The sequence below is a fragment of the Deinococcus radiotolerans genome, from assembly GCF_014647435.1.
Classification (GTDB): Bacteria; Deinococcota; Deinococci; order Deinococcales; family Deinococcaceae; genus Deinococcus; species Deinococcus radiotolerans.
In genome coordinates this window covers 100,119-125,281 of sequence record NZ_BMPE01000005.1, presented here as the reverse complement: position 1 = coordinate 125,281, position 25,163 = coordinate 100,119, and the positions used below count along the sequence as shown (strand labels likewise).

Annotated in this window: 25 protein-coding genes; 11 read left to right on the top strand and 14 right to left on the bottom strand. The window is 71.9% G+C overall.

Features of this window, described 5'->3' with window-relative positions:
• Positions 1-61 precede the first annotated feature (61 nt).
• The 3 genes from IEY63_RS11245 to IEY63_RS11235 are packed head-to-tail and all read right to left on the bottom strand — an operon-like array spanning position 62 to position 2,713.
• Positions 62-946, bottom strand: a complete 885-nt coding sequence (locus IEY63_RS11245) for a class I SAM-dependent methyltransferase (RefSeq protein ID WP_189069111.1) — start codon at positions 944-946, stop codon at positions 62-64.
• Positions 947-974: 28 nt separating this feature from the next.
• On the bottom strand, positions 975-1,970 hold the full coding sequence (gene trmB, locus IEY63_RS11240) for a tRNA (guanine(46)-N(7))-methyltransferase TrmB (RefSeq protein ID WP_189069110.1): 996 nt from the start codon (positions 1,968-1,970) through the stop codon (positions 975-977).
• Complete coding sequence (locus IEY63_RS11235; protein WP_189069109.1) at positions 1,967-2,713, bottom strand: FAD-dependent oxidoreductase; 747 nt, start codon at positions 2,711-2,713, stop codon at positions 1,967-1,969. Before IEY63_RS11235 ends, trmB begins: the two co-directional genes overlap by 4 nt.
• A 67-nt stretch (positions 2,714-2,780) precedes the next feature.
• Between IEY63_RS11235 and IEY63_RS11230 the strand changes: the two genes are divergently transcribed.
• Complete coding sequence (locus tag IEY63_RS11230; RefSeq protein WP_189069108.1) at positions 2,781-3,686, top strand: RluA family pseudouridine synthase; 906 nt, start codon at positions 2,781-2,783, stop codon at positions 3,684-3,686.
• 54 nt (positions 3,687-3,740) lie between these two features.
• On the top strand, positions 3,741-5,978 hold the full coding sequence (locus IEY63_RS11225; RefSeq protein ID WP_189069107.1) for a sensor domain-containing diguanylate cyclase/phosphohydrolase: 2,238 nt from the start codon (positions 3,741-3,743) through the stop codon (positions 5,976-5,978).
• A 52-nt stretch (positions 5,979-6,030) separates the two neighbouring features.
• Here the strand turns inward: IEY63_RS11225 and pyrE are convergent, their stop codons facing one another.
• Positions 6,031-6,618, bottom strand: coding sequence for an orotate phosphoribosyltransferase (pyrE, locus tag IEY63_RS11220; protein ID WP_189069106.1), 588 nt, complete (start codon positions 6,616-6,618; stop codon positions 6,031-6,033).
• A 47-nt stretch (positions 6,619-6,665) separates the two neighbouring features.
• Between pyrE and IEY63_RS11215 the strand changes: the two genes are divergently transcribed.
• From IEY63_RS11215 to IEY63_RS11205, 3 genes are all read left to right on the top strand, one after another.
• On the top strand, positions 6,666-6,869 hold the full coding sequence (locus IEY63_RS11215) for an XRE family transcriptional regulator (RefSeq protein WP_189069105.1): 204 nt from the start codon (positions 6,666-6,668) through the stop codon (positions 6,867-6,869).
• Between the two features lie 184 nt (positions 6,870-7,053).
• Positions 7,054-7,806, top strand: a complete 753-nt coding sequence (locus IEY63_RS11210; protein WP_189069104.1) for a ribonuclease H family protein — start codon at positions 7,054-7,056, stop codon at positions 7,804-7,806.
• A gap of 62 nt (positions 7,807-7,868) precedes the next feature.
• Positions 7,869-10,316, top strand: a complete 2,448-nt coding sequence (locus IEY63_RS11205; protein ID WP_189069103.1) for a glycoside hydrolase family 31 protein — start codon at positions 7,869-7,871, stop codon at positions 10,314-10,316.
• A gap of 79 nt (positions 10,317-10,395) precedes the next feature.
• Here IEY63_RS11205 and IEY63_RS11200 read toward each other — a convergent pair whose 3' ends face one another.
• The 5 genes from IEY63_RS11200 to IEY63_RS11180 all read right to left on the bottom strand — a co-directional run bounded on the left by IEY63_RS11200 (position 10,396) and on the right by IEY63_RS11180 (position 14,366).
• Positions 10,396-10,893, bottom strand: coding sequence for a hypothetical protein (locus IEY63_RS11200; protein ID WP_189069102.1), 498 nt, complete (start codon positions 10,891-10,893; stop codon positions 10,396-10,398).
• A 120-nt stretch (positions 10,894-11,013) separates the two neighbouring features.
• A complete protein-coding gene (locus tag IEY63_RS11195; RefSeq protein WP_189069101.1) occupies positions 11,014-11,691 on the bottom strand; it encodes an arginase in 678 nt (225 codons plus the stop codon).
• 168 nt (positions 11,692-11,859) lie between these two features.
• Positions 11,860-12,858 carry a GNAT family N-acetyltransferase gene (locus IEY63_RS11190; protein WP_189069100.1) on the bottom strand — a complete coding sequence of 333 codons (999 nt, stop codon included), beginning with the start codon at positions 12,856-12,858 and terminating at the stop codon, positions 11,860-11,862.
• The gene (locus IEY63_RS11185) at positions 12,855-13,892 is read right to left on the bottom strand and encodes a GNAT family N-acetyltransferase (RefSeq protein ID WP_189069099.1); all 1,038 of its coding nucleotides are present in this window, start codon (positions 13,890-13,892) and stop codon (positions 12,855-12,857) included. Before IEY63_RS11185 ends, IEY63_RS11190 begins: the two co-directional genes overlap by 4 nt.
• A gap of 48 nt (positions 13,893-13,940) precedes the next feature.
• Complete coding sequence (locus IEY63_RS11180) at positions 13,941-14,366, bottom strand: DUF4177 domain-containing protein (RefSeq protein ID WP_189069098.1); 426 nt, start codon at positions 14,364-14,366, stop codon at positions 13,941-13,943.
• Between the two features lie 62 nt (positions 14,367-14,428).
• Between IEY63_RS11180 and IEY63_RS11175 the strand changes: the two genes are divergently transcribed.
• Positions 14,429-15,106, top strand: coding sequence for a PIG-L deacetylase family protein (locus IEY63_RS11175; protein ID WP_189069097.1), 678 nt, complete (start codon positions 14,429-14,431; stop codon positions 15,104-15,106).
• A 23-nt stretch (positions 15,107-15,129) separates the two neighbouring features.
• Here IEY63_RS11175 and IEY63_RS11170 read toward each other — a convergent pair whose 3' ends face one another.
• Complete coding sequence (locus IEY63_RS11170) at positions 15,130-15,426, bottom strand: hypothetical protein (protein ID WP_189069096.1); 297 nt, start codon at positions 15,424-15,426, stop codon at positions 15,130-15,132.
• A 102-nt stretch (positions 15,427-15,528) separates the two neighbouring features.
• On the opposite strand from IEY63_RS11170, the gene IEY63_RS11165 reads away from it, so the two are divergent.
• Entirely contained in the window at positions 15,529-17,430 is a 1,902-nt protein-coding gene (locus tag IEY63_RS11165) for a putative bifunctional diguanylate cyclase/phosphodiesterase (protein WP_189069095.1), read from the top strand.
• A gap of 72 nt (positions 17,431-17,502) precedes the next feature.
• On the opposite strand, the gene IEY63_RS11160 is transcribed toward IEY63_RS11165, so the two are convergent.
• Positions 17,503-18,618 carry a M20 family metallopeptidase gene (locus IEY63_RS11160; protein ID WP_189069094.1) on the bottom strand — a complete coding sequence of 372 codons (1,116 nt, stop codon included), beginning with the start codon at positions 18,616-18,618 and terminating at the stop codon, positions 17,503-17,505.
• 88 nt (positions 18,619-18,706) lie between these two features.
• On the bottom strand, positions 18,707-18,898 hold the full coding sequence (locus IEY63_RS11155) for a hypothetical protein (protein ID WP_189069093.1): 192 nt from the start codon (positions 18,896-18,898) through the stop codon (positions 18,707-18,709).
• Between the two features lie 316 nt (positions 18,899-19,214).
• Here IEY63_RS11155 and IEY63_RS11150 point away from each other — a divergent pair, with 316 nt between their 5' ends.
• Positions 19,215-21,209: a S9 family peptidase gene (locus IEY63_RS11150; protein WP_189069092.1), complete on the top strand. Its 1,995-nt coding sequence runs from the start codon at positions 19,215-19,217 to the stop codon at positions 21,207-21,209.
• Between the two features lie 62 nt (positions 21,210-21,271).
• On the opposite strand, the gene IEY63_RS11145 is transcribed toward IEY63_RS11150, so the two are convergent.
• Positions 21,272-22,090: a hypothetical protein gene (locus IEY63_RS11145; RefSeq protein ID WP_189069091.1), complete on the bottom strand. Its 819-nt coding sequence runs from the start codon at positions 22,088-22,090 to the stop codon at positions 21,272-21,274.
• Positions 22,091-22,245: 155 nt separating this feature from the next.
• Positions 22,246-22,449, bottom strand: a complete 204-nt coding sequence (locus tag IEY63_RS11140) for a hypothetical protein (protein ID WP_189069090.1) — start codon at positions 22,447-22,449, stop codon at positions 22,246-22,248.
• A gap of 147 nt (positions 22,450-22,596) precedes the next feature.
• Here IEY63_RS11140 and IEY63_RS11135 point away from each other — a divergent pair, with 147 nt between their 5' ends.
• The 3 genes from IEY63_RS11135 to IEY63_RS11125 all read left to right on the top strand — a co-directional run bounded on the left by IEY63_RS11135 (position 22,597) and on the right by IEY63_RS11125 (position 25,156).
• Positions 22,597-23,544, top strand: a complete 948-nt coding sequence (locus IEY63_RS11135; RefSeq protein ID WP_189069089.1) for an ABC transporter substrate-binding protein — start codon at positions 22,597-22,599, stop codon at positions 23,542-23,544.
• A gap of 310 nt (positions 23,545-23,854) precedes the next feature.
• On the top strand, positions 23,855-24,763 hold the full coding sequence (locus IEY63_RS11130) for an RIO1 family regulatory kinase/ATPase domain-containing protein (protein WP_308425224.1): 909 nt from the start codon (positions 23,855-23,857) through the stop codon (positions 24,761-24,763).
• A 9-nt stretch (positions 24,764-24,772) separates the two neighbouring features.
• A complete protein-coding gene (locus tag IEY63_RS11125; protein WP_189069088.1) occupies positions 24,773-25,156 on the top strand; it encodes a VOC family protein in 384 nt (127 codons plus the stop codon).
• Positions 25,157-25,163: the final 7 nt, after the last annotated feature.

Below are 25,163 nucleotides of genomic sequence, written 5' to 3'. Positions count from 1 at the left end.
GCTGCGTCCTCTGGCGGCGCGCTTCCCGTGCGAGGGGCGCGCCGCTTCAGCAGTTCGGCGTCTACAGTTCCAGGTCGGTAGGCGTGGTCGTGTGGGCCGGAATGGCGGTCAGGAGCACCTCGTACTTGCCGGTCACGAACACCTTGCAGTCGTGTTTCTGGAGGCCGCGCCGGGCGTTCGTGACGTCGGCGGCGAGCAGGCTCAGGTCCGGGCGGGCGTAATTGCGCATGCGCGCGCCGTACGAGAGGGTGCCGTCCCGGTAGCGGGCGTTGGGGTACCCCAGGATCAGGCCGCCGCCCGGCGTGAGGTGCTGGCGGCGCAGCGTGGCGAGCAGGACGTCCTGCCGCACGCCAGGGCTCTGGAGGAGACTCAGGGCCAGGATCAGGTCGAAGCGGCCCAGTTCCAGGGGCAGGGCGTTCACGTCCGCCGCGTGGATGGTCGCCTGGGGATGGCGTTCGCGGGCCGCCTGCGCGGCGGCCGGGTCGAGGTCCACGCCCACCACCTCGAAGGTGCGGTCTGGGAAGGCGAGTGGCAGGGCGTCCAGTTCATGCCCGGCGTTCACACCCAGGGCCAGCACCCGCCCGCCCTGGGGGGGGTTCACGCGGCGCAGCGCCTCGACGAACGTCGCCAGGAAGATGGGGTCCTCCAGCTTGTTCACGCGGGCCCAGTCGCCGTCCGGGCCGTACCCGGCGTGATCCGGGTCGCGGGCCGGGGCGTGGGCCCGCAGGGTCAGGCGCACCCGCCCCTCCCCTGCCCTGTCCGGGGTCAGCAGGTGCGCGCCGAGCAGGTCCGCGAGGTCCGTCCAGGTGCTCCAGGGGCGGTGCGTGCCGTGCGGGGTCGCCTCGCCCGCGTAGCGGCCCAGGCCCGCGTCGGGGTCGGGGACCTCGAAGGTCGCCTCGCCCGCCGCGCGCAACCGGTCACGCACGGCAGGCAGGAGGACGCTCATGGGTTCGGTCGTGAAGCGCACCGGCCCGTCAGTACCCGTGGTGCTTGACGACGGCGCCCTGAGCCTCCAGCCAGCGGGTGACGACGCCCACGGCGGCCTTCACGCCGGTCGTGATGATGGGCCCGCCGAACTTGGCGAGGCGCACGAGGTGCGTGCCGTCCTCGCGGGCGGTGATGCCAATGAGGACCTCCTGGGTCAGTTCGCCCTCCACGACGTGGGCCAGGACGACCCAGCCGTCGCGGCGCAGGCCGGCGTACAGGTCGAGCAGGATGACCGTCCACGCGCCGCCCTCGTCCGCGTTGCGGCTGCCGGGGTTGCGTTCGGTGACCTTCTCGAAGGCCTGGGGGTTGAAGGTATCGGGCAGGGTCAGGACGGCGTGGGGCACGGTGGTGGGGTCCTCCGGGTAGGGCGTGGTCAGCCCGTGCGGGACGGGCGTGTGGGCGGTAGGCATGAAGCGGGCGTGGTTGACGCCCAGGCCGAGGTCACGCCACTTCAGGGCGTACTTGGTTTCCAGCGCGGCGGCGGGCGGGTCGGTGCGCTCGACGCGCATGACGCCGCTGGCCTGGGCCTGCTCGCACGCGAACTCGAAGTACTCGTCGTGGTCGGTGGTCAACAGGATCATCCCGCCGGGCTTAAGGCGGCTGGCCGCGAGCTGGAAGAACGGGACGCGCAGGAGGCGGTGGTCGGTGTGTCCGGCCTTGGGCCAGGGGTCGGGGAAGTTCACGACGATCAGGTCCAGGCCCGCGTGCGGGATGACGGACCGCACGAGGACATCGGCGGGCATCTTCGTGAGGATCGCGTTGTCCAGGCCCGCGTCCCGCAGGCGGCGGTGCGCCTTCAGCAGGGACACGCCGGAGAGTTCCACGCCCAGGTAGTTGGGCGCCTCGGGGAAGGTCGCGGCGAAATGCGGCCAGAAGCGCCCGTCACCAAAGCCGACCTCCAGCACCCAGGGGCGGTCCGGGGTGTCCGGGTACAGGCGCGCGGCGGCGTCGGGGAACTGGAAGTCACCGAGGCGGGCGATCATGCGCGCACCTCTGCCTGGAGTTGCTCGGCGAGGCGGGCCGCGTCACGCAGCACGCTGTCATACGTGTGCTCGCCGGGCGTGCACTGCCCCAGCATCCGCACGCGCTCCAGTCGGTTCACGCGGAAGCCGTCCAGTTCGCTGGGGGCGGGCGTCAGGAAGCGCACGTCGTACAGCGGTTCGACGCCCTCGCCCTCGGCGCGGCGTTCGTTGCCGATCAGCCAGATGCCGCTGGCGATCAGGTCGTCCGCCAGGAAGTCGTACGCGACCTCACTGAGGCGCCCGGCCTCGTCCATGGTGTCCCCCACGAGCAGGCGGCCCTTCAGGAACGCGCCGACGGCCAGCACGCCCAGCCGCGCGTGGAGTTTCGGGCCCTCCCAGGTCGAGAACACCACCTGCGTGTCCTCCTCGTCCAGTGCGGTGACGGTGCTCTGGAGGAGGTGAATGCCGCTCGTCTCCTCCACGCGGGCCTTCAGGTGCCGGTGGAACGTCCAGCCATCCGTGTCGGGGTGTAGTGCGGCGCGCACCTCCTCGAACAGACTGCCGCCCGGGAAGGTCACGCCCGCCGTGGTCGGCTGGTACAGATTCCCCAGGTGATCGAGCGCCTGCGACACGAGCAGCACGTCCAGTCCGGCGCGGGCCAGCCGCCACGCCAGCTCGGTGCCCGCCAGTCCGGCACCGACCACGGCCACGTCATACAGATGCCCCGGTTGCGGGCGACTTCTCGGAGAGGGCGAACCAAACATCACCGGCCAGTGTACGGTTTCGGGGGAAGTCGAACGCGGAACGGCCGCACCCTTTACCCTGTCCCCCATGTCCGACGACGCCCCCTCGAACAGTGGTTTCGCGTTCCGTTCGCAGGTGCGCGCGGGTGGGGAGCGGGTGCTGGCGTTCCTGGCCCGCGAGTACCGGCACTCGGACGGGGCGACGTGGGCGGCGCGGCTGGCGGCGGGTGAGGTGGAGGTGCGGGGCGTGCCGGCGCGCGGGGACGAGGTGCTGCGCGCCGGGGACGTGGTGGTGTGGCACCGCCCGCCGTGGCGGGAGGAGGCGGCCCCGCTGGACTACGCCGTGCTGCTGGAGGACGACGCGCTGGTCGCGGTGAGCAAACCGTCGGGCCTGCCGACGCTGCCGGGCGCCGGGTTCCTGACGCACACGCTGCTGACGCAGGTGCGGCTGCGCTACCCGGGGGCGAGTCCGCTGCACCGGCTGGGGCGCGGCACGAGCGGCGCAGTGCTGTTCGCCCGGACCGGGGCGGCGGGCGCGGCGCTGTCCCGCGCGTGGCGGGAGCATGAAGTGGGGAAGGTGTACCGCGCGCTGGCTGTGGGCGAGCCACCGTGGGAGACACTGGACATCCGGACGCCCATCGGGCCGGTGCCGCACCCGCGCCTGGGCCGCGTGTTCGCCGCCAGCCCCGAGGGGAAGCCGTCGCGCAGCGTGGCCAGCGTCCGCGAACGCCGAGCCGGTGCCACCCTGCTGGACGTGGCGATCCATACCGGTCGCCCGCACCAGATCCGCATTCACCTCGCCGCTGCCGGGCACCCGCTGGTGGGCGACCCGCTGTACGGCCCGGGCGGCCTCCCCCACCCGGACCTGCCGGGTCTGCCGGGGGACCTGGGGTACCACCTGCACGCCTGGACGCTGGACTTCACGCACCCGGTCACGGGCCAGCCGGTGCACGTGGAGGCGCCGCCGCCCCGCCCGCTGCGCGGCGCAGACTGACGCTGCACGGACGTGTCAGAGCGGGGACAGTCCTGGCGGGTCATGATGGGCAGCATGTCGCGTAACCTGCACGGGCCCGACCGCCCCGTGCCCTGGCGGGCAGCCCTGCGCGCGAGCCTGCTGGGCGCGCCCGCGTGGCTGTACGCGCTGCTCACGTTGACGCTGACGTCCGCCGCGCTGAACACGGTCCTCATTCAGGATGTCGCCCGCCACCAGCAGGCCCTCGTGACCCTCGCGGACACCCGCACCGCCGCGTTCGCCCTGAACGCCCTGGCGTGGCAGGCGCGGCAGCGCGGCACGCTCGACGACGCGCTTCGGGCCGAAGCGCAAAGCAGCCTTCAGGAGCTGCGGCAGCACGCCGCGCAGCTGGAACAGCAGGGCCGCGCGGATCTACTCCTGGGACGGCTGCGGCCCGGCGCGCCGCAACAGGGGCTCAGCGCGCCCGTGTCCGGCTACGCGCAGAGGGCCGCGCACCTCCTGACGCTGATCGGCAGCGGGCAGCGTCAGGAGGCCGCGCACTTCGCCCGGACGCAGGTGGACCCGAGTTTTGCGGCCCTGCGCGGGCAGGTGCGCGCCGTGCGCAGCGGCGAGACCGACACCATGGGCACCGGCCTGCGCCTGATTCTGCTGCTGACCTGCCTGAGCGCCCTGGGCGCCCTGCTGACCATCACGCTGCTGTTCAGCCACCTGCACCGCAGCCTGCAGCAGGCCCGCGACTGGCAGGACGAGGCGCAGCGCCAGCGGGACCGCGAGGAACGGGACTCCCTGACAGGCCTGTGGAACCGGCAGGGCCTCCAGCGGCGCTTCACGCTGGCGCAGGCGGCCGGGCCGCTGAGCGTGGCGGTCATCGACCTCAACCGCCTGAAGGCCATCAATGACCTGGGCGGGCATGGCGCCGGGGACGAGTACCTGACGCGTGTGGCGCACGCCCTGCAGGACGCGGCCCAGCCAACCGGGCTGGCCGCGCGGCTGGGCGGGGACGAGTTCGCTCTCCTCCTGCCGGGCTTCAGCACCCAACAGACGCGGGCCCTGCTGGACGCCGTGTCCGCGAGGCTGCACCTGGAAGGCGAGACGCTCCCTCCCTTTGCGGTGGGCGTGGCGCCCGTCACGGCCGTCACGTCCCTGGAACGCGTGCTGGCCCTGGCGGACGCCGCCATGTACGAGCACAAGGAGCAGCAGCGCGCCCAGATGGGCCGCGACACCCGCCTGGGCGCCAGCGTGGAGGAATTTACCAGCCGCCTGGAGCAGCTGGCCACGCCGCAGGAAGTCCTGACTGAAGGTCTGGCGCTGGCGCGCGCCGTGCTGGGCTTTCAGGGCAGCTGCTACCTGGAGCGGCAGGAGGAGACGTTCGTGCTGGCCCGCCTAGACGGCGACTTTCCATCCATGGTGACCACCATGCTGGGCCGCTCGTTCTCCGGGCCCCGGGGCCTGACGGCCGAGGTGCTGGCCCACAGTGAGCCGCGCTGGAGCAACGATTACCCCGCCGAGTCGCACGTGCTGCCCATCTGGCTGGACGCGGGCCTGAAGAGCGTCCTCATGGTGCCCGTCCGGTACGGTGGGCGGCTGATGGGCGTGATCAGCCTGCTGCACTTCGACACGTGGCGGGTCATCACCCCGCAGGCGCGGCGGCTGACCGAGGCGCTCGCCTCGCGGCTGGGGCACACGTTCGAGCAGCAGGCGGCGCTGGAGCACCTGCGCCGGGCGGTGCAGGGCGGCCTACTCGCCCTGGGCGCCGCGCTGGAGGAACGGGACCTGGAAACGGCGGGGCACACGGCGCGCGTGGTGGCACTTGCCGGGACGCTGGGCCGCCGCCTGGACCTGGACGAGACGGAACTGCACGCGCTGGAGCAGGGCGCTTCGCTGCATGACATCGGGAAGCTGGCCATTCCGGACGCGATCCTGCTCAAGCCCGGTCCGCTGGACGCGTCGGAGTGGGTGGTCATGCAGGCGCACGCCGCGCGTGGCTTCGAGATCGCGCAGCGCTTACAGGGCCTGCTGCCGGCCACGCTGGACGTCATCCGGCACCACCACGAGCACTGGAACGGGCGTGGCTACCCGGACGGCCTGCGGGGCGAGCAGATTCCGCTGGCCGCGCGGATCTTCGCGGTGTGTGACGTGTACGACGCCCTGACCCACCCGCGACCGTACAAGGCCGCGTGGACGCACGCGGAGGCGGTCGCGGAGATCCGCGCGCAGCGGGGCGCGCAGTTCGATCCGCGCGTCGTGGACATCTTCCTGACCCTGATTGAGGCGCAGCGGACCGCGCCTCCCACGCAGGCGTTCAGCCTCTGACAGACTGCGGGGAGTGGCCAAGCTGGATCAGGGGGCGGGATCCGCGCGTCTGTCAGATCTCCTGGAGGGGCAGCGCCGCGAGCCATTCGGGCACCTCGTCCGGCGCGTAGGTGTCGAACACCAGGCGGGTCAGGGCCGCCAGCGGGTAACCGCCCAGGTCGCCCCCCTGGGCGCGGCGGTCCACGATGCACGCGATGCCCACGCAGCGGCCTCCGGCGGCCTCGGCGGCGCGCACGGCCTTCAGGACGCTCCCGCCGGTGGTGAGGACATCCTCGACGGCCACGAAGGTCTCGCCGGGGGTCAGGGTGAAGGCCTCGCGGATCTTCATGCCGCCCATCCCGTCCTTCTCGGCGAAGATGGCGCGGGTGCCGTAGTGACGGGCCGTTTCGTACGCGAGCACCACGCCACCCATGGCCGGGCCGATCACCAGCTGCGCGTCGATGCCCGCCTCGCGGAGTTTCGCGGCCAGGGCGCGGCCGATCTGCTCGGTGTACTGCGGGTACTGGAGGACGGTGGTGCTCTGCAGGAATTTGGGGCTGTGGCGGCCCGAGGCGAGCAGGAAGTGCCCCTCGTGGTACGCGCCGGCCTGGCGGTACAGGTCGAGAATGTCGAGTCCGGCGGGGTCAGCGGCGTGGGTCATGGTGTCAGTATCCCATTCCGGCCCGCCCACTCAGGGCATCATGGTGCATGGACACCGTGACCTTTCCCGGAGGCGTGAGACTGGGCCGGCGGCGGCGCCTGCTGGGCATTCCGCTGGTGCAGCTGGCGCGGGACGCGCGCGTGCAGCCCGAGCTGCTGCGCCGCCTGGAGGCCGGGGAGTTCGATCCGCGCAGTCTGCACCGGCTGGCGCGGCAGGTGCTGGCGCACGCGCTGGACACCACCCTCGACTGACCACCCGGCTGGCGGCGTAGGCCGGGTGGCTGATCCGCCCGCAGTGGGGCGCGCGGCATGCTGCGGACCAGGGCATGCTGAGGGAATCCTCAACGACCGGCGCGGCCTGCAGCGGCCACAATGCAGGTCAGGCTGCGCCCCTCACCTCACCTCTCCTCTCTTTCCCTGACCGGAGGATCCCCGTGTGAATCAGGCGTTCGTGGATGCCAGCTGGCAGGAACAATCCAGCCCCGAGGGGCACTGGCGCGGCCTGGGCGGCTGGGGCCTGGTGCTGCTACGCCCGGGCGCGCTGCCCGCCCGGTTTCAGGGTCAGCTGCTCGCGCCGGACAACAATGCCGCCGAGGTGCGCGCCGTGCTGGAGGCCGTGCGCGCCGCACCCCCCGGGGAGCCCCTGACCGTGCACACGGACAATCAAGCGGTGATCGCGTCGGTCGGGCGTGGGCGCGGGCCCGCCCTGCTGGACGAGGACGCCCGCGAGGTGCAGGCCGAGGCGCTGGCGCGCGGCGTGACCCTGCGCGTCGTGTACGCGCCCCGCACGCGGCGGCACATGCAGAGCGCGCATGACCTGGCGAATGACGCCCGGCGCGGCGGCGGCGCGGGCGGCCTGCTGGACGTGCGGTCGGACGTGCTGATCGAGCAGCGGCCCGCGCAGCCCGAGGCGCGCGTCAGCCTGCGCCGCCCCGGTGAGCGCGTGACCGCGCACGTCCCGCTGGACCTGAGTTCCGACGTGCCGCCCAGCGCGCAGGCGCTGCTGGCCGCCGTGGGGCTGGCCCGGCCGGGCGAGGTGCTGCTGGTGCGCCGGGCCAGCCGGGTTGCGCAGGCGCTGTGGCAGCGCCCGGAGCGCGCCCTGCGGCCCGGCGCGCAGGCGCAGCTGCACCTCGCCCGGCGCGCGGCGGACGAGAGCGGCGTGCAGGTCGAGTTCCTGGGCGTCGGCTAGGGCCGGGCCATCTATCCCCCGCGCGGGGTGACGCGGGCGTGCGCGTTACGCTGGGCGGCATCATGAGGTTCTCTTCGTTTGAGGTGGCGTCGGGTGATCAGGGACCGGAAGTGCGCGTATGGGGTGACGCGGACGTGCTGGTGGTGTCGGCGCCACTCCCTGGGGTGCTGCGGGCGCGCCTCTTCCCGGAAGCGCGCGCGAACACGCTGGGCTTCCCGCGCCTGAGCGCCAAGCGGAGTTTCGCGCTGCGCCCGGACCTACCCATGGGCGCGCCCCTGACCGCCACGGAGGAGGGCAGCGAGGTGCTGATCGTCGGGGACGGGCTGTCGCTGCGGCTGGACCGCGTGACGGGCGCGTGGCGGGTCCTGACCGGCAGCGGCGAATCGCAGCGCGTGCTCATCCAGGCGCACAGCTGGTCGGGTGAGGCGCCTACGCAGCGCCCCGCGCTGGACGCGGAGCGGTTCAACCTGCGCCGCACCCGCCTGAACCTGGACGCTCCGGACGGCGCGATGTACCTGGGCTTCGGGGAGCGGGTGGGGCCGCTGGACAAGCGCGGCATGCACCTGACGTTCTGGAACACCGACTGCTTCCCGCACCACACCGAGACGGACCCGCTGTACGTGTCCGTGCCGTTCACGACGGTCGTGCAAAGCGGCCAGGCGCACGGGGTGTTCGTGGACGAACCGTGGCGGATGGAGGTGGACGTGGCGCGCGCCCACCCGAATGAGGTGCGCTGGGCGTCCTCGGGGCCGGAGCTGGACGTGTACGTCCTGGCGGGGCCGCGCCCGGCGGACGTGCTGCGCCGCTACGCGGACCTGACCGGGTACGCGCCCATGCCGCCGCTGTGGGCGCTGGGCGCCGCGCAGAGCCGCTGGGGCTACCGCACGGCGGACGATCTGCGCGCCGTGATCCAGGGCTACCGGGACCGGAATCTGCCGCTGGACAGCGTGTACGTGGATATCGACCACATGGACGCGTACAAGGTCTGGACGGTGAGCTGCGCGAACTTCCCGGACCTGAGCGCGTTCGTGAAGGAGGCGGGTGCGCAGGGCGTGAAGCTCGTGCCCATCGTGGATCCCGGCGTGAAGGTCGAAGCGGGCTACGACGTGTACGAGGAAGCGGCGCGCGGTGATCACCTCGTGCGCACGGCGCGCGGGGACGTGCTGGTCGGGGAGGTCTGGCCGGACCCGGCGGTCTTCCCGGACTTCACGCGGCCCGAGGTGGTCACGTGGTGGGCCGGGCGGCATAAATTCTTCGCGGACGCCGGGATTCAGGGGCAGTGGAACGACATGAACGAGCCCGCGTGCTTCAGCCTGCGCCAGCCGCGCGAGACCGAGGGCAAGACCCTGCCGTACGACGCGCGGCACGGCACGCGCACGCACCTGGAAGTCCACAACGCGTACGCGAACGGCATGAGCGAGGCCAGCCGCCTGGGCTACGCGAAGTTCAGCCCGAACATCCGCCCGTGGGTCCTGACCCGCGCCGGGTACGCCGGCATTCAGCGGCACGCGACCGTGTGGACCGGGGACAACACCGCCACGTGGTCGCACCTGGCGCTGAGCCTTCCCATGATTCAGGGCCTGGGCCTGAGCGGCATTCCGTTCGCGGCGGCGGACGTGGGCGGCTTCGCCGGGGACACCACCGGGGAACTGCTGGCCCGCTGGTACCAGGCGGCCGTCGGGTACGCGTTCCTGCGCAACCACGCGGCGCTGGGCACCGCCGATCAGGAACCCTGGCGCTTCGGGGAGGCCGTCACGGACGTGATCCGCGCCGCGCTGGAGCTGCGCTACCGGCTGCTGCCGCACCTATACACGCTGGCGCACGCCGCGACCCGCACGGCCCTGCCGGTCCTGCGGCCCCTGGCGCTGCACTGGCCCGCCGACGAGGACGCCGCGCGCGAGGACACGCAGTACCTGCTCGGCGAGGGCCTGCTGGTCGCACCCGTCCTGCGGGCCGGGCACCGGCGGCGCCTGGTGTACCTCCCGGCGGGACGCTGGGCGGCAGTGTTCAACCTGTCGCAGTTCGGGCCGGTGCACGCGGGCGGGCAGCACGTCGTGGCGGACGCCCCGCTGGACACCCTGCCGCTGTACCTGCGCGCCGGGACGGCCCTGCCCGTCACCGAGGCCGCCCCACACACGACCTCGGCCTGCTGGGCGCGCCTGACGTGGCTGATTCACGCGGCCCCGGACGGCTTCGTGGGCCAGCTGTACGAGGACACCGGGGACGGCCATGCGGGCGGGCGCCTGACCCGCCTGGTGGGCGAGCGGCAGGGCGAGCGCCTCACCATCCGCCGCGAGGCGGACGGCAGTGCGGGCACGTTCGAGCAGCGGGAAACCCTGCACGTCCTGGGCCTGGGCCCCGTGCGTGAGGTGCAGGGGGCCGCCAGCTTCGCCACCGAGAGTGGCGTGCTGCGCCTGACCCTCCCGGCCCACTGGCAGACCGTCACCCTGACCCTCGAACCCGGTGAAGACGGCGCGGACGCCGGGGTGGACGCGAACCCCACGGCGTGATCCGAGCCCGTCCCTGAGCGGCCCGGAGGCGGTCTCCCCCGCCGTCCTCAGGGCCGTACGCGCCTGATCGGGGGTCCGGTCAGCGGCGGCGGATGAAGCCCAGCCGGGAACGGGACGTCCCGGGCGCGGCCACCGGGGGCGGCGTGACCAGCTCGTACTCGCGCACGGCGTTCTGGAGCCAGTCGGGCGCGCCGCCGGGTGCGAGCAGTTCGGCGCCCGGAATCCATTCGGCGGCGCTGACCTGCGCGGGATCGGGTTCGAGAATCCCGGCGCTGTAGTCCGTTCCGAAGATCAGGTGCAGCTGGGCGTGACGCGGCTCGTGGGGGGTGCCGCGCGCCACGTAGGACCCGGCGAGGCGCAGCTCACTGACGACCAGTTTCAGCTGCTCGCGGATCACGCGCCGCAGCTGAAGCGCCACGGGGTTCAGGCCGGATTCGGCGTTCAGGATCAGGCCGGGCAGGCCCTGCGCGCCCGGCTGGAGCGGGTGGTGGGGGCGGGTGATGAGGTAGGCCCCCTGATGCTGGATCAGGGCGAACGCGCCGACCTGGTAGGCCATGGGTGGGGTCGAGTCAGGCATGGGGTCGGAGACACTCCTGTGGGGCGCGGTGAACTCCCGGCTGACCGGGGTGAACTGGGCGTGATGAACGGCTCTGCACAGCATGGAGGAATGTCACGTCGAACGACCAGCGGTCCTCCCCTATCGGGGGTATGGGGGCACCAGGGGCTGCGCTGTCAGGTGGCGTGCCAGCGCCCCGAACGCCGGATCGTGCGCGGGACTGGTCCAGGCCGGGGACTGCACGAGCAGCACGGACGTGACCTGCGCCGGGTCGGGCAGGCCGTCGCCGGGCCGCGCCTGCCGCTTCAGGTGGACGCGGCCGTGCAGGTCCGGGGTCAGCAGGGGCCGGACCTCGGTCCAGGTGCGGTCCAGGTCGAATCCCTCGGCGACGGGCAGGGTGGCGTGCCAGTCCGGATAGAGGGTCGTGACGGTGCGGATCAGGCCGCGCGCCAGGCCCAGGCCCGCCCAGTTGCCGGGCCGGACCCGGGTGGGGTCGCCGCTGCGGCTGGCCAGGTCGTGGTGCGAGTCGAGGTTCAGCACGTCCAGACCGGGGTGGCGTTCCAGCCACGCCCACGCGTCAGCGTGACTGAGCGTCACGAACGCCGGGCCTGAGCCCGCGTAGGCGCGCAGGGCCTCCCAGCCGGGGTACAGCGGGAAGTCACTGTCCAGGGCGCTCCAGTCCTGACCGCCGCGCCGCTGAACGCGGTCGTGCCAGGCGTCCAGCCGGTCGTGTTCGCGGTCGCGGGTGCCCCAGATGGGCGCGTCGAACACGAGTTCCCGCGTGCCGGAGAAGGCGTCCCAGTCGATACTCAGCAGCACGTTCACAGCTTACGTCGTGGCGGGCGCCCAGCCGCGTTCAGCGCCGCGGCGCGGGACCGTGAGGCAGCGGCCGACTGCCCCACAGCCCGCGCGACCACATCGCCTCAGGCGTCTCGGCCGGTCAGGAGGGCCGCCGTAGCCCCTGCTTCGGGGCCGGTCCAGCCCCCGTCACCCGTCCAGGTCGCCGCGTTTCATCTCGATCCACGCGACGCGCGGCCGGAAGCCCAAGCGCTCGTTCAGGGCCAGCATGGGCTGGTTGGTGGTGGCGTTCCCCGTCCAGACTTCCCGGGCGCCCAGGTCCCGCGCGGCGCGCAGCGCGGCAACCTTCAGGGCCAGCGCCAGCCCCTGGCGGCGCCACCCGCGGTGCGTGCCGGTCAGGCCGGTGTTCAGCCGCTGCGGGTCGTGCTGGTCGCGGTACAGTTCCGACACGGCCACCACCTCGCCCGCCGGGGTGAGGGCCAGCAGGGTCGCGTGGGGCAGCACCTCGGGTCGGTCGAGGCGTTTCAGGAACTCCTCGTAGGACACGGGCGTGGCCGCGCCGGTGCGGGGCACGTCCTCGCGCGCGGCCAGCCAGCCGGCGTAGTACGCGCGGCGGGCGGCGTCCGCGCCGAGTTCGGCCGTCAGGTCCGCGGCGCTCACGGCGCGCAGGCCGCCGGGCAGCGTGAGGTGCGCCCAGGCGTCCGGGTTGAAGTCGGCCACCGTGAGCACGTTGTCGAAAAAGCGCATGACCTCGCGGAACTCGCGCTGTTCCAGAAAGCGGAGGCTGTGCGGTTCGTCCTCGTACGCGCCGGCCAGGACCTCACGCGCGCCCCGCCCGCGCAGGTGCGCGTCCATGAACGCGGCCAGCCGGGTGCCGACGCCCTGCCCGCGGGCGTCCGGGTGGACGGACACCTCGGCGTGGTAGCGGTCCGGGTGGTACATCCCGCCGAACTGCCACACCGACGTGGCGCCCAGCAGGGTCCCGGCGTCATCCTCGGCCAGCCACTGCGCGGTGTGCAGGCCAAGCGGGTGGCCGCGCAGGGCGTCCAGTTCCCGCCGCAGCGTCTCGGCCGTCCAGGGGTGGCGGGGGTTCACGGCGCTCAGCAGCGCGGCCAGAGCGCCCAGGTCGGCGTCCGTGGCGGGGCGCAGCGTGACGGGCCGCGCGGGGGTGGGGGCCGCCCCGGTCACGCGGTCACCGGCGGCACGTCGATGGGGCGGCGCTCGCCCGTCACGGGGTCCAGGTGCAGTTCGTAGCGGCTGCGGGTGGGGCCGCGCCGGAAGCCCAGTGCGCGGTTCATGCCCAGCATGGCCTTGTTGGGCGGGTCGTTGAAGGTGCGGATCTCGCCGCCCCCCGCGGCGGCCAGGGCGCGCATCGCAGCGACTTTCAGGGCCTTGGCCACGCCGCGCCCGCGGTCCTCTCGGCGCACGCCGGTCATGCCGATCACGTAGAAGCCCGCCGGGTTGCGCATCAGGGTGCTGTACCCCACGTACGGGCCGGTCTCCGGGTCCTGCACGCCAGGCCGCACAGCCACGAAGGACAGCTCGTGACTGAAGGTCGGGTCGTCCAGTTCCTGCTTCACCCATGCCTCGAAGGGCCGCCGGGTGAGGGCCTGGCCCATCGGCACGTCCTGGAAGAGGCGCCAGTCCAGTTCCCACAGCCGCCGGTTCCGCTGCGGATCACCGGCCAGGTCCGCGGTGGACCGCAGGTGCACGCCGTCCGCGGCCACGGCCGCCATGAGGTCGTCGAAGCGGCCCAGCTCGGCCTCGTCCGTGTGCAGGCGCGACTCGAAGCGGTCCCAGGTGCGCGTAAATCCCCGCGCGGCCAGGAACGCCCGGCCCGGCGCGTCGTGCGCCTGATCGCTGAGCATGGTGCGGATGTCCTGCGCGCCCCGGGCCCGCAGGGATTCCATCAACGCGCCGTACAGCGCTGTCCCGATCCCCTGCCCGCGGGCGTCCGGGTGGACGGTGATGCCGCCGAAGTAACGCCACTCCTCGAAGGCGAAATCATCATGCCCGACCTGCCCCACCCCCACGACGCGGCCTGCCTGCTCGGCCACCAGTTCAAGGCGGTACAGCGCCGGGTCGTGCGCGGCGTCCCAGACGCTCAGGAGGTCCGGCGTGACCGGCCACTCGGGATCGGCGGCGCTCAGCAGGGCCGCAATCTCGGCGAAGTCGTCGGGTTTGCGCGGCTCGCGCAGCGTGAAGGGCTGTGGGGCAGTCATGCGCCCATCATGCGGGCCGCCCGATCCGGGTCGCATCCGCCAGCACGCCTACGCCGTTCCGGCCGGGTGGTCCTCGCGGGGCCGTTTGAAGAAGCACTCGCTGCTCACGTGGTACGCGCCGCCCGTGACGTTCTCGAAGGGCACGCAGGTCACGAGTTCCCACCCGGCGCGGCCCAGCGCGTCGAAGGTCAGCAGCAGGTCCCAGGTCACCTGCACCGGCGCGCCCACCACGCCGGACACGAAGGCGTTCAGGCCCTTCAGGTCCGGCGTCGTGGGGTGGGGGTCCTCGAACGTGCGGGTCTGCGTGGGCGTCATCCAGCGCAGGAGTGCCCGGGTGGGCTCGGCCGGCCGCTCACGCGGACTGGTGGGGTACTCGGTCAGGACGTACAGCCGCGCGTACGTCCAGCTGGTTGCGGGAGCGGTGCCAGACAGGGCCAGCAGCGCACAGGGCAGCAGAGTCAGGGGGCGGCGCATACGGGCAGCGTACCGGGGGCGTGCCCCGCGCGGTGACGCACGCGCGGGCCTATGCTGGGCGGATGAGTGACGGACTGAAACTGCTGCTGATCGTGCCGCACCCGGACGACGAGGTGTACGGCGCGTCCGGCACGCTGATGGGCCACCTGGAGGCCGGAGCCGCGTGCGGGCTGGTGACCCTGACGCGCGGCGAGGCGGGGCGCACGCTGGGCCTGTGCGACACGCCGGAGGAACTGGCACGGATGCGCGAGGTGGAACTCGCGGCGTGTCTGGAGGTCATCGGGCTGACCACGCCCGAAGCGCAGGCGGGCGGGAGTGTCTTCGAGCATCACCACTTCCCGGACAAGTACCTGAAAGATCAGCCACTCGCGGCGCTGACCGAGGTGGCGCGCGAGGCGATGGTGCGCCTGCGGCCCGAGGTGGTGCTGACCTTCCCGCCGAACGGCAGCAACGGCCACCCGGATCACGTGACCACGCACCGCGCCGTGAAGGCCGCCTGGGACGCCCTGCCGGAGGGTGAGCGGCCCCGCCTGTGGTACTACGCGTCGGATACCGCACCGGAGAACGAGGCGCTGCGGGCCGAGTGGCTGCCGCCGAACGTGCGCCACGACGTGACGCGATTCATCGTGCGTAAACTTCAGGCGATCGCGTGTCACCGCACGCAGGCGCTGAGCACGGTGGATTTCATCCGGAAGTTCCCGCAGCGCGTGACCGAGGAGACGTTCTACGAGGTGAAGTGACGGGCGCCGCGCGTGCCCCGGGGTCAGTCCCAGTCGCTGACGGGGATGAAGTCCACGTTCTCCCCTTCGGTGGCGGTCACGCGGTAGCCGCGGTCGAACCGCACGAGCAGTTCACCCCGGTCGAAGTGCTGCGGGCTCACGACGGGTTTGCGGAACAGGTACGTGCCGTCGTCGTCAATGCCGATGTGCGCGCCCTTCGTGAAGCGGAACTCGACCACCTCGGCGTGGGGGCGGGTGCGGACGCGGACACGGTACGTCTGCACGTCGTCCTGCTGCACGTAGGGGTTGGCGGACGCTTTCTTGCGGAACAGGTTGAACACAGGCCGGGAACCTCCGCCTGTCAGCATACGGGCCCCGCCGCCCGGACCCCTGAGTGGGCCGTATGAAATCTGTGTGAAATTCCTCATTACAGTGGACAGATCATGGGCGAAGGCACTGCACACCAAGACCTGCTGACCGCCTGGCGGCGCATGCTGCTGTGGGGCCTGCCAGCCGTTCAGGTGTCGGTGCTGCTGGCCCTGCTGCTGGCGCGGCCGGACGCGTGGGACCGGCACGTTGACCCCTGGCTGTACCTGGCCATGAGCAGCCTGCTGGGCCTCAGCTGGGTGGCGGTGCTGCGCCGCTGGGGGGACCTTCAGCGGGTGACGCTGCTGCTCACGGCGGGCAGCACGCTGTTCATGAGCGTCAAGTTGCTGCTGCTGACGCTGCTGCTCCGCGACCCGCAGACCCTCCTGTCGGAACTGCTGGAGACGCTGGTGTGGCTGCCGGCCATCATCACCTGGACCATGATGACGGACCTGTCCCGCCCGGTCCGGCGCACCCTGAACTGGAGCGTGAGTGCCGTGGCGGCCCTGAGCGCCCTGCTGATCCTGTGGCCGCTACTCCAGGGGCACGCCGTGAATCTCGACGCGCTGCGCGCCGCCGTGCAGATCAACATGGCGACCCTGGTCAGCCTGTACGGGGCGTCGCACTTCATGCGGCGCAACGACCTGCTGGGCCGCGCGCAGGGCGAGCGGCGGGTGCTGGGCGAACTGGTGTTCACGGACCTGCTCACGGGCCTGCCGGGCCGGGTTCGACTGACCGAGCAGCTGCGCAACCTCACCGGCCGCGGCGGCACGTTCGCGGTGCTGGTCGTGGACGTCGACGCGTTCAAGGTCGTGAACGACACGCTGGGGCACGCCGCGGGCGACGAGCTGCTGCGCGGCGTGGCGCAGGAACTGCAGCGGCTCGCGCCGCAGGGCAGCGGCGTGTACCGCCTGAGCGGCGACGAGTTCGTGGTGCTCCTCCCGGACGCGGATGACCGCAGCGCGCAGTGGGAGGCGCGCCGCCTGTTGCAGCTGGCGCCCACCCGGCCCAGCCTGCTGGTCGGTATGGACGTCACGCTCAGCATCGGCGTGAGCGTGTACCCGGAGGACGCGACCGACCCGGAAGAACTGCTGCGGCACGCGGACAGCGCCATGGCTGCCGTCAAGCGCGCCGGGCGGCGGCAGGTGCGCCGCTACCAGCCGCATGACGCCGCCACCGAGCGCTTCCAGCTGCTGGCGCGGGACCTGAGTCTCGCCCTGACCCGCGAGGAACTCAGCCTGCACTTCCAGCCGGTGTTCCGCCTGCATGACCTCAGGCCCGTGAAGGCCGAGGCGCTGCTCCGCTGGACGCACCCGCAGCTGGGCCCTGTCTCCCCGGGCGAGTTCATTCCGGTGGCCGAGCGAGTGGGTCTGATCGCCCCGATCGGCGCGTGGGTGCTGCGCGAGGCGTGCCGCGCCGCCCTGCCCTGGGCGGACGTGACGGTCAGCGTGAACGTCAGCGCCGTGCAGCTCTTGCAGGCGGAGTTCCCGCAGGTGGTGCAGCAGGCGCTGCGGGACAGTGGCCTGGACCCCTGCCGCCTGGAGCTGGAACTGACTGAAACGGCGTCGCTGTACGAGGATGACCGGGCGGCGCGGACGCTGCAGGACCTGCGGGATGTGGGGGTGGGCCTCAGCATTGATGATTTCGGCTCCGGGTACTCGAACCTGGCGCGGCTGCGTTCCCTGCCGATCACGGGCGTGAAACTGGACCGGTCCTGCACCGTGGACCTGACCGGCGGGGACGGCGAATCGTTCGCGCGGGCGCTGCTGAGCGCCGTGCTGGGCCTGACGCAGCACCTGCCGCTGGACCTGACGGCCGAGGGGGTCGAGTCCGCGGCGCACCTGGCCGTGCTGCGCGAACTGAACTGCCCGCTGGGTCAGGGGCACGGTCTGTCCCGCCCGCTGGACGCCGAGGAGTTCATGACGCTGCTGCGCGCCCCCGCGCCCAGTGCCGTGGCGGTGGGTGCCGCCGCCTGCTGATCCGGCCTCACCTCCAGGCAGCGGCGGGCGCCTCTGATGGACCAGGGCGCCCGCCGGGTCTGTGCGGGCCGGTCAGACGCGGCGCAGCAGTTCGGTCAGGAGGCGCACGTGGTCGGGCCAGCGGTCCAGGCGCACGTGTTCGTGCTGGGCGTGCGCGCCGTCCCCGGGGGCGCCCAGGCCGTCCAGGGTGGGAATGATGGGCGCGGTGAAGTTGCCGTCGCTGCCCCCGCCGACCACGGCGTGCGTCAGGTCGAATCCCAGGTCCTGCGCGATGGCGCGGGCCTGCTCGTACAGGGCCAGGGTGCCGCCGCCCTGCTCGAAGGGAGGGCGGTTCAGGCCGCCCGTGACCTGCACGGTCACGCGGGGGTCCTGGGGCGTCCAGGCGCGCACGGCAGCGTCCAGCCGCTCGGCTTCCGCGAGGCTGCTGACGCGCAGGTCAATGTCGAGGGTGGCGCGTTCCGGGATGACGTTCACGGCGCTGCCCCCCTGGATCAGGCCGACGCTGACGGTGGTGCCGGCCTCGGGCCGCGCGAGGGCCTGGAGGTCCAGGGTGGCGTGCGCGGCGGCCGTAATGGCGCTGGCGCCCTCCTCGGGTTTGTTCCCGGCGTGGCTGGCCACGCCCGTGAAGGTCAGGGTGTATGTGCCGGTGCCCTTGCGGCCGGTTTTCAGGGCGTGGGTGTCCGCGACGGGCGGCTCGACGACCAGGGCCACGCGGGCGGCGCGGGCGGCCTGCTCGATGTGATCGCGGCTGCTGGGGCTGCCGATCTCCTCGTCGGGGGACAGCAGGACGGTCACGCCGCCGCGGGGCCACTCGCCCTGCAGGGCGCGCAGGGCGTGGAACAGCGCGACGATCCCGGCTTTCATGTCGTACGTGCCGGGCCCGTACAGCCGGTCGCCGTCCTCGCGCCAGGGCATGCGCTCCAGCGTGCCGTGCGGCCAGACGGTGTCGGCATGCGTGAGCACCAGGATGGGCCGCTCGGCTTGGTCGGGCTGCACGCCGAAGTGGAAGACGCGGGTACCGCCGCCCAGGGCATGCGTTCTGGCGCCCAGGTCGCGTGCCCAGCCCTCGATGACGTCCATGACCCGCTGGATGGCGACCGGGTCGGTGGAGGGCGATTCAAGCTCGGTCAGGACTTTCAGGTCGGCCATGAGGGCCGCAAGGTCCCCTCCAGGGGTGCGGTTGGTCATGCCCGGATGCTACCGTCCACGGAGGACGGGGCGCACAGAACAGCGTCAGGTTCCGGTGAAGGGAGCCTAACGCTGCGGTGAGGGCGGGTCAGCTGAGCAGCGCGACCTGCTGGGCGTCGATTTTCAGTTTGGCGCTGCCTTTCAGGTACAAGTCGTGCAGGGCCTGCTTGCCGAACAGGCGGGCGAGGTGCGCGCTGGTCATTTCGATGGTGCGGCCAGCGACCCGCAGGCGGACAACGTCAAAGGTACCGGGGACCCAGGAACAGGACAGTTCGTGCATGACAGACCTCCGGGGGAAGGAATGAAGAAGGAAAGCGGCCGGTTGAACGGCGCCAGCAGGTGAGGGGAGAACCGCTTCAGGGTAGGTCGGCAACGTCAGCGGAGCGTTCGCTGGCGTCAGGGGCAGAGCCGGATAGGCCGGTAAGATCAGCGTAAGCGAAGTCCGTTTGGAAATAGCAAGACGCGTTCCACTTTCCCTTTAGGCAGTGATCATGAACTGCTGCAGGGGCTGCGGTTCGTCCTGGACGACGTTTTGGAAGCGTTCCCATTCGTGCCGGGTCCCCTGATGCTCAGAGTTGTGTGCTTGACTGTGGGGCATGACCCCGCCCACCCCCGGCCCGGAGACCCTGCTCTCACTGGTCTTCCCCTCCGACCCGCAGGTCAGCCCTGACGGCACGCGCGCCGCGTTCGTCCTGACCCGCACCGAGGAGGACGACCCCCGCAAGCCCGACGCTGACTTCGCCAAGCCCCGCTACAAATCGCAGATCTGGCTGGCCGACGCGCAGGGCACCCGCGTCCTGACCCGCGGCGAGGGCCGCGACGGCAGCCCCCGCTGGTCCCCGGACGGGCAGACCCTGGCCTTCACGCGCAAGGTCGGGGACGGCGCGCAGCTGCACCTGCTGCCCCTGTCGGGCGGCGAGGCGCAGGTCATGACCCGCTTCCGCAACGGCGTCTCGGACCTCCAGTGGAGCCCAGACGGGCAGTACGTGTCGTTCACGACCACCGCCGACGATGAGGACAAACGCGATGAGCGCGGCGAGGCCCGCGTGATCACCCGCCCCCGCTACCGCTTCAACGGCCGCGACTGGCTGCCCGAACGGCCCGCGCGCCTGCACCGCCTGCACGTCCCCACCGGCGAGGTGCAGGAGTGGCACGCGCCCGACGTCGAACTGGGCGGCGTGACCTGGCTGCCGGACAGCAGCGGCGCGCTGTTCATTGCCTCCACGGACGAACTGGCCGGCGCGCACTGGCAGCAGGAAGTCTGGCACCTGCCCCTCAGCGGCGCGCCCCGGCAGGTCACGCAGTGGGCGTCCGCCGTGAACGCCGTCGTGCCGCACCCGGACGGACAGCGCTTCGTGCTGGTGGGCCGCCCCGCCGGGCAGGGCAACACCGAACACACCCACCTGTACCTCCTACCCCTGCACGGGAGCGCGGCCCCCGTGCGCCTGGACGCCGGGCACGACCACCCGGTCGGGAACGCCGTGGGCGGCGACTGCCACGTGGGCGCCCTGCCCGAGAAGCCCACGTGGCTGGACGAACGCACGCTGCTGTTCTCCAGCACCGTGCGCGGCAGCTGCGGCCTGTTCACCGCCACCCTCGCTGAGGACGGCCAGAGCGGCCACGTGGCGCCCTTCGACCACGACCCGCAGGGCGTCATCCCGGCCTTCACGGCGCGCGGCGGCGGCCTCGCCCTGATCCGCGAGCGGGCCGACCGCTTCCCCGAGGTGATCCTGAACGGCACGCAGGTCACGGACCTGAACGCGAACCTGCCCTTCGCGGCCCGCACGCCCATCCGCGTGCCCTTCCCCACCGACCTGGGCGAGGGTGAAGGCTGGGTGCTGCTGCCCGGCGGCACGGAACCGGTCCCCGCGATCCTCAGCATCCACGGCGGGCCGCACACCGACTACGGGCACGCCTTCACGCACGAATTCCAGCTGTACGCCGCGCGCGGCCAGGCCGTGTGCTACAGCAACCCGCGCGGCAGCATCGGCTACGGGCAGGCGTGGGTCGACGCCATTCACGGCCGCTGGGGCAGCGTGGACACCGACGACCTGCTGGCGTTCTTCGACGCCTGCCTGGACGCCCAGCCCCGCCTGGACCGCGCGCGCACCGCGGTGATGGGGGGCAGCTACGGCGGCTTCATGACCAACTGGCTGACCGCGCACACCACCCGCTTCCAGGTGGCCATCACGGACCGCAGCATCTGCAACCTGCTGAGTTTCGGCGGCACCAGCGACATCGGCCTGCGCTTCTGGGAGGACGAGCTGGGCCTGAACTTCCACCGCCGCGCAGACGCCCTGAAGCTCTGGGACATGAGCCCCCTCCAGTACGTTGAGAACGTCCGCACGCCCACCCTGATCGTCCACTCGGTGCTGGATCACCGCTGCCCCATCGAGCAGGCCGAGCAGTGGTACGCCGCCCTGACCCTGCACGGCGTGCCCACCCGCTTCGTGCGCTTCCCCGGCGAGGACCACGAACTGTCCCGCTCGGGCCGCCCCGACCGCCGCCTCACACGCCTGGAGGAGTACCTGAACTGGCTCGACCGGTACCTCACGCCCAGCGTGCAGACGGCGAACGCAGCGACCGCCTGACGCACCCGCACAGCAGAAGGGGGGCCGGACAGTGCGTCCGGCCCCCCCTTTACGTCTGGGTGTTACTCGTCGTCGCGGCGGTTGTTCCAGCCACGGTCCGCGCGGGCGCGGGGGCGGAACTCGCCGCCCTGCTCGGGACGGTCGCCACCACGGTCTTCACGGGGACGGAACGCGGGACGGTCGCCGCCGCCCTGGAACCCGCCGCGGTCGCCGCCACGGTCCTCACGGGGACGGAAGCCACCACGGTCGCCGCCGCCCTGGAAGCCGCCGCGGTCCTCGCGGGGGCGGAAGCCACCACGGTCGCCACCACCCTGGAACCCGCCGCGGTCGCCGCCACGGTCCTCGCGGGGACGGAAGCCACCACGGTCACCGCCGCGGTCGCCACCCTGGAAGCCGCCACGGTCTTCACGGGGACGGAAGCCGCCGCGGTCGCCGCCGCCCTGGTACCCGCCGCGGTCCTCGCGAGGGCGGAAGCCGCCACGGTCACCGCCGCGGTCTTCACGGGGGCGGAAGCCACCACGGTCACCGCCGCGGTCGCCACCCTGGAAGCCGCCGCGGTCCTCGCGTGGGCGGAAGCCGCCCTGGCCCTGGCTTTCGCGCATCTCGCGCATCTCGCGGCGCAGTCCACGGATTTCCTTGCCCTGAGCTTCGAGCAGTTCCTTCAGTTCGGCCAGCACGGCCATCAGTTCGTCGGCGTCGATGAATTCCTCTTCGAATTCCTCCTCGCCCTCGGCGCCTTCAGCGCTGACGCTGGTTTCAGCGGCGGCTTCCTCGGCGTCCAGCACGGGGTCCTCGTCGGGTTCGCCTTCCAGCTGGGGGATCAGGTTACGCAGTTCTTCCGGCGTCTGCTCACCGGGGCGCAGCTCGTTGTTGTCGGTCATGGGTTTTTCTCCTTTGTCTGCCGCCGCCACCTGGGCGCTGTTCACGCGGCCGGGCACTGCCCAGCCTTCTGGGGCGTGTGCGGGCGTGCCCCCGAGTGTACCACCCGTCCACGCAAGGCGGGCGTTGCGCGGCTGTTCATGCTGCGCCGCCCGGCTCAGCGGCGGAAGTAGGCGCGCAGCACGGCCCGGGCCAGCACCCACACGATCACGGCGTCCACCGCGGCCAGCAGCAGTGCCAGCAGCGGGTGCCAGGCGGCGCCCATCCAGAGGGCCAGGAAGGTGAACACGGCGGACGCCGTGGCGATCAGCGTGGCGAAGCGGCGGGCGTTGTCGTCCGGCGTCCAGGAGTTCAGGTCCATGCGCGGAGCATGACACGCGGCGCGCGGCGCGCGTGTCCCACACAGACCCATCAGACTTCCGAATCCGGCACATCCGGCACCCCGATGGATCAGGACAGGGGAAGCCGGGTCACGGCGCGGTCAGCTGCCCCGCCTATACTGCCTCTCATGAAGCGTGCCGCTTTCCTCCTGCTGGGCCTGCTGGCCACCACCGCGTCCGCGCAGCGCACCGTGAACATCGGCCTGGGGTATAACCCGGACGTGCAGTTCACGCCCTTCTACGTCGCGGACAAGCTGGGGTACTTCCGGGCGGAGGGCCTGACGGTCAAGTACCAGCACGGGTACGTATCGCAGCTGCTGCCGCTGCTCCTGCAGGGCAAGCTGGACTTCGTGGTGGGCGACCCGGAGGACGCGATCTTCGCGCGCAACCAGGGCGCGGACGTGCGGTACGTCATGACGATGTACCAGAAGAACCCGGTGACCGTGTTCAGCCTCTCGCCTCTGAACGGACCCGAGAGCCTGAAAGGGAAATCCGTGGGCATTCCCGGGCCGTTCGGCAGTTCCTACCACGCCATTCAGGCGCTGCTGGACAGCGCGAACCTGAACGAGGGCCGCGACGTGCGCCTGAACTCCATCGGGTTCACGCAGGTGGACGCCGTGCGCGCCGGGCGGGTGGACGCCGCCGTGGGTTACGCGAACAACGACGTGCTGCAACTATCCCGCACCAGCGGCAAGAAGGTGTACACGCTGGACGTCACGGAGGCTTACCCGATGGTCGGTGTGGGCCTGATCGGCACCGGCAAGAGCCTGACCGGCGACCTGGCGAAGAAGGTCGTGCGTGCCAGCCAGCGCGGCCTGAAGTTCACGGTCGCCGACCCCGCCCGCGCGTTCAAGCTGGCGCAGCCCGTCTTCGGCGCGAGCGGCAGCCTGGACGTCCTGAAGGCCAGCGTGCCCCTGATGACCGGCCCGTACACGCAGGCGAACGGCCTGGGCGCCATGAATCCCACCGCGTGGACGAAGGCGGTCGCCGCACTGGTGAAGCAGGGCAAACTCCCGGCCGGCGCGAAAGCGACCGACTACTATTCGAACGCGTACATCAGCAAAACGCTGAAGTAAACGCAGCGAAACAGCAGCAGGGGCGGTGCGCAGCAGACAGGTGCGCCGCCCCGCATGCCTGACCGCCCAGGTCAGCCAGCGGGCGCTAGGCGTGATGGCCTAGCCTCCCCGCTTTCGTGACACGCGCCACGCTCTCCTGCTACGCTTGACCCATCACCGAAAGGAGGTGCCAGCTATGACCAACATCACTGAAATCCAGACCGCCGCGCACGGAGTTCTCGTTTCCGCAACCTGGAGTGATTTTGACGCAACACCACTGGCCGCCTCTGCCTTCGGGCTCAACACCCTGGATTGACCCCCGGAGGCGCCCATGAGCGCCCGCACCCACAACCCATCCGACCAGGACTGGACCGATCAGGACTGGCTGGATGACCCCTGGACCGACGCTGCCGAGCCCCGCCGGCGCGGCAAGAAAAAGCCTGTTGGAAGGCGACAGCTCGCCCAGATGACCGCCGATGAGGACAGCGAACAGGACGACGTGATCCGCCGCCTGAAGGACCTGGGGCACGTCACCGAGATCATCGCGGAACTCAAGAGCGGCAAGGAAGCCACCGCGTACGTCGCCCGCGGCCCCCGCGGCAGCGTCCTCGTGAAGCTCTACCGCGACCTGCAGGCCCGCTCCTTCAAGGACGACAGCGTGTACCGCGCCGGGCAGGTCATCATCAAAGACCGCGACCGCCGCGCCATCGAGGGCCGCACCCGCGCGGGCCTGGAGATGCTCCAGCACGGCTGGGTGGCCGCCGAGTACGCGCACCTGTGGGAACTGTGGCAGGCCGGCCTGCCCGTCCCCGAACCCCTCGTCGGCCCCCACCCCTACGACTACACCGCCACGTACCCCGCCGTCCTGATGCGATTGATCGGCACCGAGGACTACGTCGCCCCGCGCCTCAGCGACGCCGCACTGAACCCCGAGCAGGCCCGCAGCGCCTGGGAGCAGAGCCTGACCGGCATGGGCCACCTGCTGCGGCTCGGGTACGCGCACGGCGACTACAGCACCTACAACCTGCTCTGGTGGGAGGACACCGTGACCATCATTGATTTCCCGCAACTGTCAACCCGTCAGAACCCGCACTTCCGCGACCTGCTCGCCCGGGACGCCCAGAGTCTCGCCACCAGCTTCCGCAAGCACGGCATCCACGCCGACGGCTCCAGCGTCCTGCGCGACGTGCAGCGCCGCGCGCAGGGCCCCGCGCCCGAACCCCGCCTGCTGCTGCCCTAAGCTGCGCCCATGCGCGTCCTGGAAACCTGCCTGTACACCCACGACCTGAACGCAGCCGAGCACTTCTACAGCGAGGTGCTCGGCCTGACCTTGCACAGCAGGGTCCCGGGGCGGCACCTGTTCTACCGGCTGGACGGCAGCATGCTGCTGATCTTCGACCCGCGCGCCAGCGCCCAGCCCGGCGACGTCCCCCCGCACGCCGGAACGCCTGGCGGGCACGCCTGCCTGACCCTGGACCCCCCCCAGACCGACACCTGGGAGGCGAGGCTGCGCGCTGCCGGCCTGCACGTCACGCGGTACGCCTGGGGCGACCGGGGCGAGAGCTTGTACTTCCACGACCCGGCCGGGAACGTGCTGGAACTCGCCCCGCCGCGCATCTGGGGCCTGACCTGAGGCAGAG

Bases quoted from the DNA above. Each gene is read 5' to 3' on its own strand.
- IEY63_RS11245 (WP_189069111.1), bottom strand. From the start codon at position 946: ATGAGCGTCCTCCTGCCTGCCGTGCGTGACCGGTTGCGCGCGGCGGGC.
- trmB (WP_189069110.1), bottom strand. From the start codon at position 1,970: ATGATCGCCCGCCTCGGTGACTTCCAGTTCCCCGACGCCGCCGCGCGC.
- IEY63_RS11235 (WP_189069109.1), bottom strand. From the start codon at position 2,713: ATGTTTGGTTCGCCCTCTCCGAGAAGTCGCCCGCAACCGGGGCATCTG.
- IEY63_RS11230 (WP_189069108.1), top strand. From the start codon at position 2,781: ATGTCCGACGACGCCCCCTCGAACAGTGGTTTCGCGTTCCGTTCGCAG.
- IEY63_RS11225 (WP_189069107.1), top strand. From the start codon at position 3,741: ATGTCGCGTAACCTGCACGGGCCCGACCGCCCCGTGCCCTGGCGGGCA.
- pyrE (WP_189069106.1), bottom strand. From the start codon at position 6,618: ATGACCCACGCCGCTGACCCCGCCGGACTCGACATTCTCGACCTGTAC.
- IEY63_RS11215 (WP_189069105.1), top strand. From the start codon at position 6,666: ATGGACACCGTGACCTTTCCCGGAGGCGTGAGACTGGGCCGGCGGCGG.
- IEY63_RS11205 (WP_189069103.1), top strand. From the start codon at position 7,869: ATGAGGTTCTCTTCGTTTGAGGTGGCGTCGGGTGATCAGGGACCGGAA.
- IEY63_RS11200 (WP_189069102.1), bottom strand. From the start codon at position 10,893: ATGCCTGACTCGACCCCACCCATGGCCTACCAGGTCGGCGCGTTCGCC.
- IEY63_RS11185 (WP_189069099.1), bottom strand. From the start codon at position 13,892: ATGACTGCCCCACAGCCCTTCACGCTGCGCGAGCCGCGCAAACCCGAC.
- IEY63_RS11180 (WP_189069098.1), bottom strand. From the start codon at position 14,366: ATGCGCCGCCCCCTGACTCTGCTGCCCTGTGCGCTGCTGGCCCTGTCT.
- IEY63_RS11175 (WP_189069097.1), top strand. From the start codon at position 14,429: ATGAGTGACGGACTGAAACTGCTGCTGATCGTGCCGCACCCGGACGAC.
- IEY63_RS11165 (WP_189069095.1), top strand. From the start codon at position 15,529: ATGGGCGAAGGCACTGCACACCAAGACCTGCTGACCGCCTGGCGGCGC.
- IEY63_RS11160 (WP_189069094.1), bottom strand. From the start codon at position 18,618: ATGACCAACCGCACCCCTGGAGGGGACCTTGCGGCCCTCATGGCCGAC.
- IEY63_RS11155 (WP_189069093.1), bottom strand. From the start codon at position 18,898: ATGCACGAACTGTCCTGTTCCTGGGTCCCCGGTACCTTTGACGTTGTC.
- IEY63_RS11150 (WP_189069092.1), top strand. From the start codon at position 19,215: ATGACCCCGCCCACCCCCGGCCCGGAGACCCTGCTCTCACTGGTCTTC.
- IEY63_RS11145 (WP_189069091.1), bottom strand. From the start codon at position 22,090: ATGACCGACAACAACGAGCTGCGCCCCGGTGAGCAGACGCCGGAAGAA.
- IEY63_RS11140 (WP_189069090.1), bottom strand. From the start codon at position 22,449: ATGGACCTGAACTCCTGGACGCCGGACGACAACGCCCGCCGCTTCGCC.
- IEY63_RS11135 (WP_189069089.1), top strand. From the start codon at position 22,597: ATGAAGCGTGCCGCTTTCCTCCTGCTGGGCCTGCTGGCCACCACCGCG.
- IEY63_RS11130 (WP_308425224.1), top strand. From the start codon at position 23,855: ATGAGCGCCCGCACCCACAACCCATCCGACCAGGACTGGACCGATCAG.
- IEY63_RS11125 (WP_189069088.1), top strand. From the start codon at position 24,773: ATGCGCGTCCTGGAAACCTGCCTGTACACCCACGACCTGAACGCAGCC.